Here is a 14,051-nt window from a genome sequence, read left to right as displayed (position 1 = left end):
AACAGGGTGATTAGTTCCCCAAAAGTACAGGAGAATCATAAAAGTCTCGGATACCGGGTACTAGAAGATTAGTAAACAGTAAAGGCAATAGCGAAGTTTAACAGATTCGTTATACAAGTGGGTGAAAACATGAAAGTAGGTATAATTACATTTCATAAAGTGAATAACTACGGCGCAGTTTTGCAGGCATATGCGCTGCAGAAAACCGTTAAAGGTTTAGGGTGCGACTGCGATATTATCGATTATAACAGAAAAAACTTAAGAGATATTTATCTGTGGCAGAAAAATAAAATCAAATGTCTCCTGAGGGCGGCACCTGACCGCCAGGGATATTCAAATCTTGAATTTATACGTATGGTATTAACTACCTTTTTTTTTAATAGAAAAGCTGTTGCGGCTAAATTTAATACTTTTCGTAAACGATATGACTTAAGCAGAATGGTTACTAGTGATAATATCAAATACATAAATAATGAATATGATCTGTTTATATCAGGCAGTGACCAGGTCTGGAACTGTGGAAGAGTAATTCTTGATAAAAACTACCTGCTGGACTTTGTAGCGGAAAGTAAAAAGAAAGGCAGTTATGCAGCCAGTTTCGGGATTAAGGAGATTCCTGATAAATATTTAAGGGAATATAAAAGACTTCTTGCAGATTTTAGATATCTCTCCGTAAGAGAAACGGCTGGTGCAGATTTATTATCTAAACTGGTACATCGAGAGGCAAAAGTTGTATTGGATCCGACTTTACTTTTAAGAAAGGAAGAGTGGTCGGAACTTATGGGTGTGAAATCGAATACGGACAATGTTATCATTGTTTATATGCTTGAATATTCGGAAAGTCTCCTGCAGTTTGCAAGAGAATTATCGGAGAAGGTAAACTGCCCAATACGTCTTTTAAATAAACCTCTTCACAGAAATATAAAGGAAAACTACAGAGTGGATGTTGGACCGGTGGAATGGCTTACGGAAATTCGAAATGGAAAGTATATTGTAACTAATTCTTTTCACGGAGTCGCATTTTCCATTAATTTTAACCGTAATTTTTATGTGGAAATAGCAGAAGAAAGAATCAGAGGGGCTATGTCCTCACGTATAGAACATATTCTGCATACGTTCGGGCTGGAGGACCGGTTGATACAGAAAAAGAAATACGGTAATTCAAAGAAAAAATATGTTAAATTCAACTATAGCAGTGCAGAGATAGATTTTAATAAAGTAAACAGAAAACTCGATAAACTCAGGTACGAATCCATGGATTACCTGAGTAATATGTTATCCGTAAAGGATAATAAAATGATAACAAATTCTTTGGATTATAAAAAGAAGATCGGATAAATATGATTAACTTATATGCAAATAAAAAAAAATGCTGCGGTTGTACGGCCTGCTTAAATATCTGCCCCAATAATTCCATAACTATGGAAAAAGATAAAGAGGGTTTTTTGTATCCTGTGATAGATACAGAATCCTGTACCTCTTGTGAAGCCTGTGTAAGAGTATGCCCTTTTCATAAAAAGGAATATAAAGAAAAGATCCCGAAAGACCAGGCCGTATATGCAATGAGACACACGGAGAAAAGTGTGTTAAAGAAAAGTACCTCAGGAGGAGCATTTACTGTTATTTCTGATTATGTTTTAGAGCAGGGAGGAATTGTTTACGGTGCAGTTTTTAATGACCGTTTTGAGGTTGTTCACAATAAGGCGGCGGATAAAAAGCAAAGGGATAAAATGAGAGGCTCAAAATACGTTCAAAGTGATCTGGGGACTATCTTTAAGGAGATAAAAAATACTCTGGAAAGCGGTAAAAACGTATTATTTACCGGTACACCCTGTCAGAATGACGGACTGAAAAATTATCTTAAAAAAGAATATTCCGGATTGATCCTCTGTGATATTGCCTGTCATGGTGTGCCCAGTCCAAAGATCTGGACAGATTATAAGACGTACCTGGAAGAAATGTATCATGATAAAGTTAAAGAAGTTAATTTCCGCAGTAAAGATACCGGATGGAGGAATAGTTCTTTAAAAGTTGAATTAACGAAAAACATATATATAAAAAACATGCAGGAAGACCCTTTTTATATATTATTTTTTTCACATCTTATCTTAAGACCATCCTGTCATGAGTGCATCTATGCCAATTATCACAGAGTAACGGACCTTACATTAGCGGATTATTGGGGTATTGAAAAGTCGAATCGGGCTTTTGACGATGATAATGGTGTTTCCCTGGTACTTGCCAATACAAAAAAGGGAAAAGACCTGATAAAGGCTGTTAAAAATAAAACGGAGATAGCAGAAAGCAGCCACGACGATTTCTATCAGCCGATTTTTGAAGCGCCCAGTAAAATTTCGTCCAAACGGAAGATTTTCTGGGAAGAATATATAAATAAGGGGAAAATTGAAGTTTTACTAAAATATGGAAGATTGACACCGGTTCAATGGGTAATTAAAAAAATAGCAGTACCGGTACTTAAAAAGACTGGCTTGTATACTTTTATAATTAAAGTATATTTTAAGTAAAACTTGTATCTCGTTTATTTATATGCTAAGATATTTAGGGTAATAGATACACCTGATATAAAGAGCAGGGGGAAGTAGTTTGAAACAATTTATTTATGATAAAAGATTATTTATAAGAAGACTGTTTTTGATTATTCTGGATGCTATTTTAATTAATATTGCATCTTTTTCGGCATTGCTGATCCGGTTTGATTTCCGTTTGGGCCAGATACCTACGGAGTATGCTGAGGCAGTTTTATCTTATGTAATTATAAACACGGTAACATCCATTGTTATATTCTTCTTATTCCGATTATATAACAGCCTATGGAAATACGCCGGAATTGATGAACTGGTCAATATTATCTTTGCCTGCATGATAGCAGGTGCATTACAGCTTATTGGGATGCATTTCATTTTTACCATACATGTTCCGAGAAGTTATTATCCGTTAAGTACCTTATTTATGATGGCGTTGATCAGTATAAGCCGGTTCTTTTACCGTTATGCAAGACGGCTTTCCAAACGACATCATGGTAGTTCACAGAGCCGGATTATGATTATTGGTGCAGGAGAAGCAGGCTGTTCCATAATACGGGAGATTTCAGTCAGCGGTTATGTAAAGGGCACTATTATCTGTGCAATTGACGACAATAAGGATAAACTGGGTAGTTACATACAGGGAGTTAAGGTTGTAGGAGGCCGTGACAAAATAATTGAAGCGGCAGAAAGATATGACATAACTGATATATTTATTGCTATGCCCTCTGCTTCCAGAAAAGATATAAAGAAAATCCTTGAAATTTGCAAGGAGACAGGCTGCGTTCTAAAAATTCTTCCCGGTATGTATCAAATAATAAATGAAGAAGTAAGTGTCACCAGGTTAAGAGATGTAGAGATAGAAGATCTGCTTGGCAGGGAACCGGTTAATATTGACATGGAAGGTATTATGAATTATGTCAAGGGTAAGGTTATTATGGTTACCGGCGGCGGTGGCTCTATCGGCAGTGAATTGTGTCGACAGATAGTAAAACACAAACCCAGACAGCTTATTATAGTTGATATTTACGAGAATAATGCTTATTTTATACAGCAGGAGTTAAAAAGTGAATATCCTGATCTGGATCTGGTGGTTTTAATTGCGTCTGTTCGTAATTCAAACCGTATGAATTGGATTATGGAACATTATAAACCTAATATTTTATATCATGCGGCAGCTCATAAACATGTTCCGCTTATGGAAGACAGTCCGAATGAAGCAATTAAAAATAATGTGGGCGGAACGTATAAGATGGCAAAAGCTGCGGATGCTTTCTCTGTTGAGAAATTTATACTGATATCTTCCGATAAAGCAGTTAATCCGACTAATATTATGGGCGCTTCCAAGAGAATCTGTGAAATGATAATACAGGCTTTTAATAAACGGTCTAAAACGGAATTTGTGGCAGTACGGTTTGGCAATGTATTAGGAAGCAACGGAAGTGTAATTCCTTTATTTAAAGAGCAGATATTACGCGGTGGTCCCGTTACCGTTACCCATCCGGATATTATCCGGTATTTTATGACTATACCCGAAGCAGTATCATTAGTACTTCAGGCCGGTGCATATGCTAAAGGCGGTGAAATCTTTGTTCTTGATATGGGAGAACCTATTAAGATTGCCGAACTTGCCAAGAATTTAATCCGTTTATCAGGTTATGAACCAGGAAGAGACATTTCAATTGAATTTACCGGTTTAAGGCCCGGAGAAAAGTTATACGAAGAACTACTAATGGATGAAGAGGGGTTACAGGACACCAAAAATAAATTAATACATATCGGAAAACCAATTGAAATGGATGAAGAAGCAGTTCTTAGAGAAGTAGAAGAATTAGACCGTGCGGCTAAGGAAGAAACTGATGACATCAGAACACGTGTAAAACAAATGGTGCCTACCTATGTAATAAAAGAATAAGATAAGTAGTTGTCAAATGCAGAGGAAGAGCCTGATATAAAATGTTGAATTTTTATATCAGGCTTTATATTTTCATAAGAAACCACTTAAAACAACGTATTGTGTTAAGCTATAATTAAATTGATTTATTAACTTTAGTATTAAAACCTTTTAGGTTTTGTATACTATATAATACCGGAAACAATAGAAACGAAACAATAATGCCAAATACATTTTGGAGTAAATTAAATGGTACACCGGTTAATGCTGCAGCAAAACCAAGTCCCATTATATGGGCTTCAAATATAAAATATCCGCCTGTTACAACTATGCCGCCTAATATTCCGGCAATAATAACTGAAATCATTTTCAGCCAAATCTTTGGGGTAACAGAGGTAATTAAATAAAAAGCAACACCGCCGACTACTGCGGCTAATGCTTTAATGATAAAGGTAGCAGGTGCATAACCTGCATATCCAGAGAATAGATCTGCAAACATAGATCCGATTCCGGCAGCTAAACCACCGTAGACAGGCCCGAGTATAATACCGGATAATAATACAAAACCATCGCCCATATGAATATAACCCGATGTAGGAGAGGGAATTTTGATTATCATGGTTGCGATACAGGTCATGGCTGCCATTAATGCGGCGACTACAAGCTTAAGTGTCTTATTATTCATTGTTTGTACTCCTTTCAACAATACAACTTCCTGATTTATTTAACTTGTTGATACTTTATAATAATATTGGCATGATTAAAAGCTCCAGAATTGATAAAAATAATAGAGCCAGATATACATCATGGCAAAGATTTTATTTTAATATAATTACTTTATGTAATTAAGAAAGAGTATGTATATGAAGTAATTTGATGTATAATAGGAATAGGTTTTTAGTATTGAGAGCTAATCAGGGGTTTTCAGCAGGAAAACCTGGTAAGAGTGTTACTATGTTAGGCTGCGTCAGGCAGGATGAATTTGGTGAGGCACTCCTATACAATTTATCGTGGGTGCATTTGAAAGGAGATAATTATGGATATACATAAATTATTAGAACGGGTAAAAAACAATGAGATAGACCTTGCAGAAGCGGAGAATTTATTAAAGAAACTGCCTTATGAAGACTTGGGATTTGCTAAGCTGGATCATCACAGAACGTTACGCTCAGGTTTTGGAGAAGTAATATTTTGCCAGGGAAAATCAATATCACATCTCAGTGATATTTTTGTTAGATTTTATGAGCGTGATACCAATGTTTTAGGAACCAGGGCCAGTAGGGAACAATATGAAGAGGTAAAGAAAGTACTACCAATGGTGGAATATGATGAAACCTCCCGCATCTTATCCATACAAAAAATTAAAAAACCGGGAGTGGGCTGTGTGGCGGTATGCACAGGGGGAACTTCAGATATACCCGTAGCGGAAGAAGCAGCTCAAACAGCTGAATTTTTTGGCTCGAATGTAATAAGGATATATGATGTAGGGGTGGCAGGAATTCATAGACTTCTGTCCAAAATGGATGATATCCATAAAGCCAATTGTATTATAGCGGTAGCCGGAATGGAGGGTGCATTGGGCGGTGTAGTTGCAGGACTTGTTGATAAACCGGTAATTGCAGTACCTACATCAATTGGTTATGGTGCTAACTTCGGAGGATTATCTGCTCTTCTTACCATGCTTAACTCCTGCGCGGAAGGTCTGGCTGTAGTTAATATTGATAACGGCTTTGGGGCAGGTTATATAGCTACACAGATAAATCGGTTAAAGAATGAATAATAAAAAGTGATTTATAAAATGTAATAAAATTTAGGTTGTTGTAAATCAGCAAACTTATCAGGCTATACCTGGAAGATAGTTTCTGTGTTTTGCAACAACCCTTTTTAAATAGCGGTACTGTAACATCTATCTGCTTATAACTTATACAATAAAACTATTTAGTTATATTAATATCCATACTTCCCGAACGGAAACCTTCCAAATCCAGAGTAATATATACAAAACTTAATTCTTTCAGACGTTTCAATACCGCCTCCTGGCATTCCATGAACTTCATAAAATCCTCTTTATCAATTTCAATACGGAGGATATCATTATGGGCTCTTAATCTTACATTATAAAATCCCAGACTTTTTATAAATTTTTCACCCAGATCGATGCGTTCCAACAGATTAAAATCTAAAGCGGCTCCGTATGGAAGTCTGGTCGCAAGGCATGGTGCAGAGGGTCTGGTACTGGTAACTATGTTAAGGTCAGATGATAAAGAACGAATCTCCTTTTTGGTTATCTGAAGTTCTAATAAGGGGCTGTGTATCCCCAATTCCTTTAAAGCTCTCATCCCTGGCCGATAGGCATTTAAATCATCATAATTACTTCCGTCGATTAAATAATGGTAATCTTCGTCCTCGGCGGTTTTTATTAATGTTTTAAACAAAAGATTCTTACAACGATAACAGCGGTCGACCGGATTATACATAATTTCAGGGTCGGCAAATTCATCGACTTCTATCACCTTATGGACTGCGCCAAAGCTTTCGGCTAAAGCTTTAGCCTCAGCTAAGTCACCATGAGGATGAAGTTTTGTTTCAAAAGTTATGGCCAGAACCGGATGATTCATCTTTTTACCTGCATCACAGGCTATTTTCAGCAGAAGGCTGCTATCAACACCACCGGAAAATGCTAAACAGATTCCAGCAGACATATTATGAATCATTAACTGTTCCAGTTTTTCTAGATTTTGTTTATTTCTATCATGATCTATATCATATGTTGGATTCAATGACCTAACTCCTTATAATTTGATAGTTTTGGGTTACTGTTCACAGGCCAATAAACGCGACGTGTTTTTTGTGAGTGTAGCGAAGCGAAAGTCACAGAAAACCGGAGAATTGCAGCGCCAAAACGCTGTTTTCGCGTTTTGTGTGCATCGCGAAGCGTGTTATTGTTCGCGGAACTGCTGTTTTTTGCAGGGGAGTGAACAGTAACAGTTTTGGGGATATTCCAATAATTTAAATTAACCTTGACTGGCTAAGGTTTGTACGAGACTGTATAATGTTATATAATCTTTACCGGATTCATTGCACAGCTTCTTAATGCTGTCAGCTTCCGGATAATAAAACGTTTTATCATGATAAGTACATACTTTAACAAGTGCCTCTCCGTAAGGAGTTGTAACAGACTTAATTTCTCGGTTAAGCGTTGAGCGCAGAGCTTCCTGCTTACGTATTCCGATTGTTGTAGTATGTGTAAAGATTATTTCTTCCATTTTTTCTACTTTATCTTCACTGGATATAACTCCAAGGAGATAAGCAGGACGGTTTTTCTTCATGAATATAGGAGTGTAATAAACGTCTTTTGCTCCATTTTGTAATAAGGTTTCCATAGCGATAGACATTGCTTCGCCGCTGCAGTCATCAATATTAGCTTCTAATACCCAAACCTTATCCGGAACAGTATCAGAAGAAGAATTCGTGGAAGTTTCTATTAACATGGCACGCAGAAAACTGGGACGTTCATAATTTCTCTTACCTGCACCAAGGCCGACTTTCATAATTTTAAATTCTTTGGGAAGAACTTCTTTTGTTCTTATGGCTGCAACAATTGCGGCACCGGTGGGAGTAACTAATTCACCATTTATGGAGGTGATATGAAGGGGAAGTTGGTGCTCTGTTACGATATTTACTACCGCTGGAACCGGAACCGGAAGTACCCCGTGCTGGCAGTTAATATGACCGGTTCCCTCATACAGCTCTGACACAATTACATCACCTATATTCAAATTATCCAGGCATATGGAAACAGCTACGATATCAACGATTGAGTCTACAGCACCGACTTCATGGAAATGAACTTCTTCGATTGGTTTTCCGTGTGCTTTTGATTCAGCAGCCGCGACAATATAAAATATTTTTTTAGCAATTTGTTTTGCATTATCAGAGATAGCTGAGCCATCTATGATTGTATTAATATCATTCAGATTCCGATGTTCATGGTGCCCATAATGAATATGGGGATGACCTCCCTCATGAGAGTGGGAGTGAATATGTTTGCTTTCCGATTGCTTCAAGCGAGCATTAAGATGAACATGTTTGTATCCACCGGAATGTTCACGGAGATTTTCAGCTTTATGCTCATTAATATTCTCTGAGTTCTGCTCGTGAGAATGTTCTGAGTTCTGAATATGACAATGCTCTGAGGTATGTTCTTTTAAATGTCCTAAGTTATGGTCATGAGAATGTTCCAGGTTGTGCTTATGATAATAGTCGTGGCTATGTGTCTCAAAAGTGACACCGGAAGGAGTATTCTTGTTATCATCTACCATATAATTTGTTTCCGGCACATCTAAAATTACATGAAAATCACAGGTTTCAATACTGTTAATTGCTTTTCTGCTAATTTCAATTTTATAACCATCTACGTTAAGGCTATCTAATCCGGCAGTTAAAACTTCCACATCTGCTCCCAGATCGATTAAGGAAGCAACAGTCATATCACCGCTTATGCCGGAATAACACTCTAAATACAAAGTCTTTTTAAGCATATCTATTCTCCATTCTGTATAAAAGTACTTTTTTAAATCATATATTGATATTATAACATTATGTACCAGAAATAAGCAAATAATAGATTATAAATAAAACATTTCCAATATTGTAAATAGGTGCAAAGTGAAAATCAATTGTACTGGTCATTTGTACTTAAAAAATAACTATTGACATAAAGAAGCAGTTATGCTAAACTTGCCATGAACTAGGGGAGCCTAATGAATTAGGCTGAGAGAAAACTACTTAAATGTTTTAAACCCTGAAACAGTGAGAACTGTTTCATACCTGATCCGGATAATGCCGGCGTAGGGATGTATAGGAAAATGCTTAAATAAATTAGGCCAGTTAATATACATACCTCTCCGGTAACGGAGAGGTTTTTTGCTGCAGACAGAGAACTTCACAAGCAGGATACTTTCTTAATCTATAAGAAAGTGTGTCCTGATAGGTTAAAAGAGTACTCTGCCAGGGTAGATAAGAAAACAGATACATAATAACAATAAGAGTGTAAGGTTATCATTTAACCTGAAGAAAAAGGAGGAGAAAAAATGAATGCAAATGTAGCAATTCAGGTATTACCCCATGTGGATACCGATGAAGAAGTAATTAGAATAGTTGATGAGGTAATCGCTTATATTAAAAGTACCGGATTAAATTATTATGTAGGACCTTGTGAAACCGCTATTGAGGGCGAATACGAAGAATTGATGGAAGTAGTGAAAAATTGTCAGTATATTGCAATAAAAGCCGGATGTCCAAAAGTAGCTGCCTATGTAAAGATAAGCTTTGCACCGGAGGGTGGTGTATTAACAATTGAAAAAAAAGTTACAAAACATCATTTATAAAATATCCCCAATCTTCGCGATCACTATTATTTTAGCCGTATGGCAGCTATGCTCGGCCGTTGGTATAGTGCCTAAGTTTATGCTGCCGTCGCCGGCCGATGTTGTGGTTGCATTTTTCAGTGATTTTTCATTATTAATGACCCATGCCGGTACAACTTTAACGGAAGCATTTATAGGACTATCCTTAGGAATTCTATTAGGATTTGTAGTGGCGGTAGTAATGGACCGGTTTCAGATTGCCTATAAATCGATTTATCCGGTACTGGTCATTACCCAGACAGTGCCTACGGTTGCTATTGCCCCACTATTGGTGTTATGGCTTGGATATGGTATACTGCCGAAAGTTACACTGATTGTAATAACATCATTTTTCCCGATTACTATAGGTTTATTAGATGGATTTCGTTCTGCGGATTCAGATGCCATTAATCTCATGAAAGCTATGGGGGCCAGCCGTATGCAGCGATTCATTCATATAAAACTCCCAAGTTCTATGAGTCATTTTTTTGCTGGCCTTAGAATATCCGTATCTTATTCTGTAATTGGTGCCGTTGTCGCAGAATGGCTTGGAGGTTTTAACGGGTTAGGTGTTTATATGACCAGAGTCAGGAAATCTTACTCCTATGATAAAATGTTTGCTGTGATTTTTTTTATATCACTGATCAGTTTATTACTGATGTTTTTAGTGACATTAATGCAAAAGGCATTAATGCCCTGGGAACGGTCTAATACAAAGAAATCGGACAGGACTGCTGTAAGCAGTTAAAATGTAATTATCTGATTTAAGGAATCATAATTTTTTACTTCGTTAAAAACTAGAGATATTGACAGAATAAGGAACAGGAAAGGAAAACTTTTTTATTATGAAAAAGAAATTATCGACATTATTAATGATAGCTGTTTTAGTTTCAGCGACTTTATCAGCCTGTGGAAATAAAGAAAAAAATGAAACAGGTAAAACAAATACAGCGAATGATAAAACCGTTACAGAAGAAAGTGCGGCGGCAGCCGAAACCCCTGCCACGGCAGAAGATACCGGAAACACCACAGGTGAGAAAGAGAAAGTTCGAATTGTACTTGACTGGACGCCAAATACCAATCATACCGGTTTATACGTAGCACAGGCAAAAGGATTTTTTGATGCTGCCGGACTTGATGTTGAGATCATGCAGCCACCGGAAGGAAGTACAACAGAATTAGTCGGTGCAGGGGGTGCAGAATTCGGTATCAGTTTCCAGGATACCCTGGCACCTACGTTTGCTTCTGATAATTCTATGCCGGTAACTGCAGTTGCCGCTATTATACAGCATAATACGTCAGGTATTATTTCCTTGAAAAAGACCGGTATCGATACACCGGCTAAAATGGCAGGACATTCTTATGCAACATGGGATTCTCCGATAGAACTTGCTATTATTAAGAAGATTGTGGAAGATGACGGCGGTAACTATGATGATATAAAAATGATCCCCAATACGGTTTCCGATGTAGTTACTGCTCTTCAGACTGATATTGATTCCGTGTGGGTATATTACGCATGGGATGGTATTGCAACAAAGGTTGCAGGTTTGGATACTAATTATTTCAATTTTGCTGATTACGGTAAGGAATTAGATTATTACAGTCCGGTTATTATCGGTAATAATGATTTCCTGAAAAATAACTCTGAGACAGCAAAGGAATTCTTAGATGCTGTAAGGCAGGGTTACGAATACGCGATTGCCAATCCGGATGATGCCGCGGCAATACTTTTAGCCGCTGTTCCCGAATTAGATGAAACCCTGGTAAAAGAAAGCCAGAACTGGCTTGCTGATCAATATAAGGCAGAAGAAACAAGATGGGGTTATATTGATCCGGCCAGATGGGACGCTTTTTATGCCTGGTTATTTAAAAATGGATTAGTTGAAAAAGAAATTCCTGCAGGAACCGGTTTTAGTAACGATTATCTGGCAAAGTAATCCGGAAAGGAAATATACATGGAAAAACTAACTGCAAATGGAATTTCAGTAAGTTTTGATGGTAATAAAATTATAGAAGATATCTCCATTGAACTAAATAGGAATGAAATTGTCTGCCTGTTGGGTGTAAGCGGTGCCGGTAAAACTACGTTATTTAATGTTTTATCAGGCCTATTATATCCGGACAGCGGCACAGTTACCTTGGACGGTATTGACATTACGGGTAAAGCCGGCAAAATCAGCTATATGCTTCAAAAAGATTTGCTTTTGCCCTTTAAGACAATATTAGATAATGTGTCGCTGCCTTTAAGGATAAAAGGAATAAAGAAAAGTATAGCAAGGGAAACTGCAGCCGGATATTTTGCAGAATTCGGTCTTTATGGTACTGAAAAAAAATATCCCCATCAGTTATCCGGAGGAATGAGACAAAGGGCAGCCTTGCTTCGTACTTATTTATTTTCTGACAGGGTGGCATTATTAGATGAACCTTTCAGTGCACTAGATACCATAACCAAAAGCAGTATGCATGAATGGTATCTGGAGGTAATGGAGCAAATCAAACTATCCACGTTATTCATAACACATGATATTGATGAGGCGATCCTTTTATCGGATAGAATTTATATGTTGACAGGAAAACCGGGCAGAATAACTGAAGAGATTATAATTAATAAACCAAGGCCCAGGGGCAAGGATTTTATTGTCAGTGAAGAATTTATGGAATATAAAAAACGTATATTAAATATTTTGCAGCAGTAATAATATGATTCGTGCGTCAAAAACCATATAAATATTTTACATTTGTCGATTTGCACATCTATAACCCTATATTAGCGTGATGATAAATTAAGAAGCATATTTTTTCAAGGCTCAAAAGTCCACCTTGCCGATTAACTTGTAGAAAATATCAATCTATTGATTCCACACACCGTCGGCATCGGTGTGGCTTTTCCCATCTGTTCAATCAGCACTTACACAATCAACCTGTCCAGCTCATCCAGATGCTTCATATTCCGAATCAGGGATACGAAGTTCTGGATGTTTTTTTTCTGTTTTTTGAATTTTTGCTTTTTGATGGCATCAGATTCATACCGCAGCTTTTTCTGTTCGTCCTGGAGCCGGTCACTGAGTATTTTGAAATTTTCCTCCCTGACAAATAGCAAGGCTCTGTCTGTTTTTATTAATTGCTGTTCTGGTAGTAGTATCCACAATGACTAAAAAGTTTCCTCGTTCCATGGTTAAGAGCACTCCTTTTCAATGAGAGAGAAGGCATACAAATGTCCCTCACATCTAATAAGGAAAAAGTGAAGGGGTTGGACGGACTGATAAAGTTAAGATTAATGTCTTGATTTAATTCGGTTAAACGAATACACTGTACATATATACCTTGAAAGGATATGATCACATGGAATATGACTGTTCGGAAAGCCTCTGAAAAATGGAGTAGCACAGAGCGACGGGTTCAGAAGCTTTGTGAAGAAAATAGAGTCAAGGGTTCGGTTTAGCAGGGTATGGATGATTCCCAAAGACGCCACCAAACCCGTGGATAGGCGGAGAAAGGAGAAAACGAATGAATAGAATATTACTTCTTGAAGATGACTTAAGCCTGATTGATGGGCTTTCCTGTTTACTAAAAAGGCAGGGGTTTGAATTGGATATTGCCCGAACCGTAAGAGAAGCCAATGCCATTTGGACAGATGGTAAATACGATTTATTGATTCTGGACGTATCTTTGCCGGACGGTTCCGGTTTTGAGGTTTGTCAAAAAGTACGTCAGGTATCCAAAGTGCCGATTATCTTTTTAACTGCGTCAGATGAAGAAATGAATATTGTCACAGGGCTTGATATTGGCGGTGACGATTATATTACTAAGCCGTTTAAATTAGGGGTTCTTCTATCAAGAATTAACGCTTTGCTTCGGAGAATAAAGAACTTTGGAACGGCAGATACGGAAATAATATCCAATGGGATAAAAGTTTTATTGCTGCAAGGACAAGTATATAAAGATGGGCAGCTATTGGATTTGACAACAGCCGAGTACCGATTGCTTTGTCTGCTCATGCAAAATCCCAACATCATACTATCCAAAGAAAAAATTCTGGATAAGCTATGGGACGGTGAGGGCAACTATGTGGACGATAATACATTAGCTGTATATATTCGCAGGTTAAGAATGAAGATAGAAAACAATCCGGGTGACCCACAATTGCTGTTGACCGTCAGGGGCATGGGGTACAAATGGAATGGTTTGAATTGAGGTGGGCAG

General features: G+C 37.4%; 13 protein-coding genes and 1 pseudogene. 10 read left to right on the top strand and 4 right to left on the bottom strand.

The features are described 5' to 3' along the window. The first annotated feature begins 129 nt into the window (after positions 1 to 129). The 3 genes from RBU59_RS09180 to RBU59_RS09170 all read left to right on the top strand — a co-directional run bounded on the left by RBU59_RS09180 (position 130) and on the right by RBU59_RS09170 (position 4,458). Complete coding sequence (locus RBU59_RS09180) at positions 130 to 1,338, top strand: polysaccharide pyruvyl transferase family protein (protein ID WP_308147578.1); 1,209 nt, start codon at positions 130 to 132, stop codon at positions 1,336 to 1,338. 2 nt (positions 1,339 to 1,340) lie between these two features. Beyond that, entirely contained in the window at positions 1,341 to 2,525 is a 1,185-nt protein-coding gene (locus RBU59_RS09175; RefSeq protein ID WP_308147577.1) for a Coenzyme F420 hydrogenase/dehydrogenase, beta subunit C-terminal domain, read from the top strand. A gap of 79 nt (positions 2,526 to 2,604) precedes the next feature. After that, positions 2,605 to 4,458: a polysaccharide biosynthesis protein gene (locus tag RBU59_RS09170; RefSeq protein WP_308147576.1), complete on the top strand. Its 1,854-nt coding sequence runs from the start codon at positions 2,605 to 2,607 to the stop codon at positions 4,456 to 4,458. 115 nt (positions 4,459 to 4,573) lie between these two features. Here RBU59_RS09170 and RBU59_RS09165 read toward each other — a convergent pair whose 3' ends face one another. Continuing rightward, positions 4,574 to 5,122 (bottom strand): ECF transporter S component, encoded by a 549-nt coding sequence (locus RBU59_RS09165; protein WP_308147575.1) that lies wholly within the window; start codon positions 5,120 to 5,122, stop codon positions 4,574 to 4,576. A gap of 351 nt (positions 5,123 to 5,473) precedes the next feature. Here RBU59_RS09165 and larB point away from each other — a divergent pair, with 351 nt between their 5' ends. After that, the gene (gene larB, locus RBU59_RS09160) at positions 5,474 to 6,217 is read left to right on the top strand and encodes a nickel pincer cofactor biosynthesis protein LarB (protein WP_308147574.1); all 744 of its coding nucleotides are present in this window, start codon (positions 5,474 to 5,476) and stop codon (positions 6,215 to 6,217) included. Between the two features lie 154 nt (positions 6,218 to 6,371). Here the strand turns inward: larB and larE are convergent, their stop codons facing one another. Both larE and larC read right to left on the bottom strand, forming a co-directional pair. Beyond that, positions 6,372 to 7,217, bottom strand: coding sequence for an ATP-dependent sacrificial sulfur transferase LarE (gene larE / locus RBU59_RS09155; RefSeq protein ID WP_308147573.1), 846 nt, complete (start codon positions 7,215 to 7,217; stop codon positions 6,372 to 6,374). Positions 7,218 to 7,451: 234 nt separating this feature from the next. Continuing rightward, a complete protein-coding gene (gene larC, locus RBU59_RS09150; protein WP_308147572.1) occupies positions 7,452 to 8,978 on the bottom strand; it encodes a nickel pincer cofactor biosynthesis protein LarC in 1,527 nt (508 codons plus the stop codon). Between the two features lie 552 nt (positions 8,979 to 9,530). Between larC and RBU59_RS09145 the strand changes: the two genes are divergently transcribed. The 4 genes from RBU59_RS09145 (at position 9,531) to RBU59_RS09130 (ending at position 12,544) form a co-directional block, all read left to right on the top strand. Further along, positions 9,531 to 9,827, top strand: a complete 297-nt coding sequence (locus RBU59_RS09145; protein ID WP_308147571.1) for a thiamine-binding protein — start codon at positions 9,531 to 9,533, stop codon at positions 9,825 to 9,827. Continuing rightward, on the top strand, positions 9,796 to 10,593 hold the full coding sequence (locus RBU59_RS09140) for an ABC transporter permease (protein ID WP_308147570.1): 798 nt from the start codon (positions 9,796 to 9,798) through the stop codon (positions 10,591 to 10,593). Before RBU59_RS09145 ends, RBU59_RS09140 begins: the two co-directional genes overlap by 32 nt. Before the next feature lie 97 nt (positions 10,594 to 10,690). Then, positions 10,691 to 11,785, top strand: a complete 1,095-nt coding sequence (locus RBU59_RS09135) for an ABC transporter substrate-binding protein (protein ID WP_308147569.1) — start codon at positions 10,691 to 10,693, stop codon at positions 11,783 to 11,785. A gap of 18 nt (positions 11,786 to 11,803) precedes the next feature. Then, a complete protein-coding gene (locus RBU59_RS09130) occupies positions 11,804 to 12,544 on the top strand; it encodes an ABC transporter ATP-binding protein (protein ID WP_308147568.1) in 741 nt (246 codons plus the stop codon). Positions 12,545 to 12,756: 212 nt separating this feature from the next. Here the strand turns inward: RBU59_RS09130 and RBU59_RS09125 are convergent, their stop codons facing one another. Further along, on the bottom strand, positions 12,757 to 12,996 hold the full coding sequence (locus RBU59_RS09125) for a hypothetical protein (RefSeq protein ID WP_308147567.1): 240 nt from the start codon (positions 12,994 to 12,996) through the stop codon (positions 12,757 to 12,759). A 201-nt stretch (positions 12,997 to 13,197) separates the two neighbouring features. On the opposite strand from RBU59_RS09125, the pseudogene RBU59_RS28635 reads away from it, so the two are divergent. Next, a pseudogene (locus tag RBU59_RS28635) lies at positions 13,198 to 13,363 on the top strand (DNA-binding protein). Next, complete coding sequence (locus RBU59_RS09115; RefSeq protein WP_308147566.1) at positions 13,356 to 14,042, top strand: response regulator transcription factor; 687 nt, start codon at positions 13,356 to 13,358, stop codon at positions 14,040 to 14,042. Before RBU59_RS28635 ends, RBU59_RS09115 begins: the two are co-directional and overlap by 8 nt. Positions 14,043 to 14,051: the final 9 nt, after the last annotated feature.

The organism is Anaerocolumna sp. MB42-C2, from assembly GCF_030913705.1.
Lineage (GTDB): Bacteria > Bacillota > Clostridia > Lachnospirales > Lachnospiraceae > Anaerocolumna.
Note: the sequence above shows the minus strand (reverse complement) of the source record. Positions and strands in the feature narration are given on the sequence as shown.

Bases quoted from the DNA above. Each gene is read 5' to 3' on its own strand.
- RBU59_RS09175 (WP_308147577.1), top strand. From the start codon at position 1,341: ATGATTAACTTATATGCAAATAAAAAAAAATGCTGCGGTTGTACGGCC.
- RBU59_RS09115 (WP_308147566.1), top strand. From the start codon at position 13,356: ATGAATAGAATATTACTTCTTGAAGATGACTTAAGCCTGATTGATGGG.
- RBU59_RS09135 (WP_308147569.1), top strand. From the start codon at position 10,691: ATGAAAAAGAAATTATCGACATTATTAATGATAGCTGTTTTAGTTTCA.
- larC (WP_308147572.1), bottom strand. From the start codon at position 8,978: ATGCTTAAAAAGACTTTGTATTTAGAGTGTTATTCCGGCATAAGCGGT.
- larB (WP_308147574.1), top strand. From the start codon at position 5,474: ATGGATATACATAAATTATTAGAACGGGTAAAAAACAATGAGATAGAC.
- RBU59_RS09180 (WP_308147578.1), top strand. From the start codon at position 130: ATGAAAGTAGGTATAATTACATTTCATAAAGTGAATAACTACGGCGCA.
- RBU59_RS09145 (WP_308147571.1), top strand. From the start codon at position 9,531: ATGAATGCAAATGTAGCAATTCAGGTATTACCCCATGTGGATACCGAT.
- RBU59_RS09130 (WP_308147568.1), top strand. From the start codon at position 11,804: ATGGAAAAACTAACTGCAAATGGAATTTCAGTAAGTTTTGATGGTAAT.
- RBU59_RS09165 (WP_308147575.1), bottom strand. From the start codon at position 5,122: ATGAATAATAAGACACTTAAGCTTGTAGTCGCCGCATTAATGGCAGCC.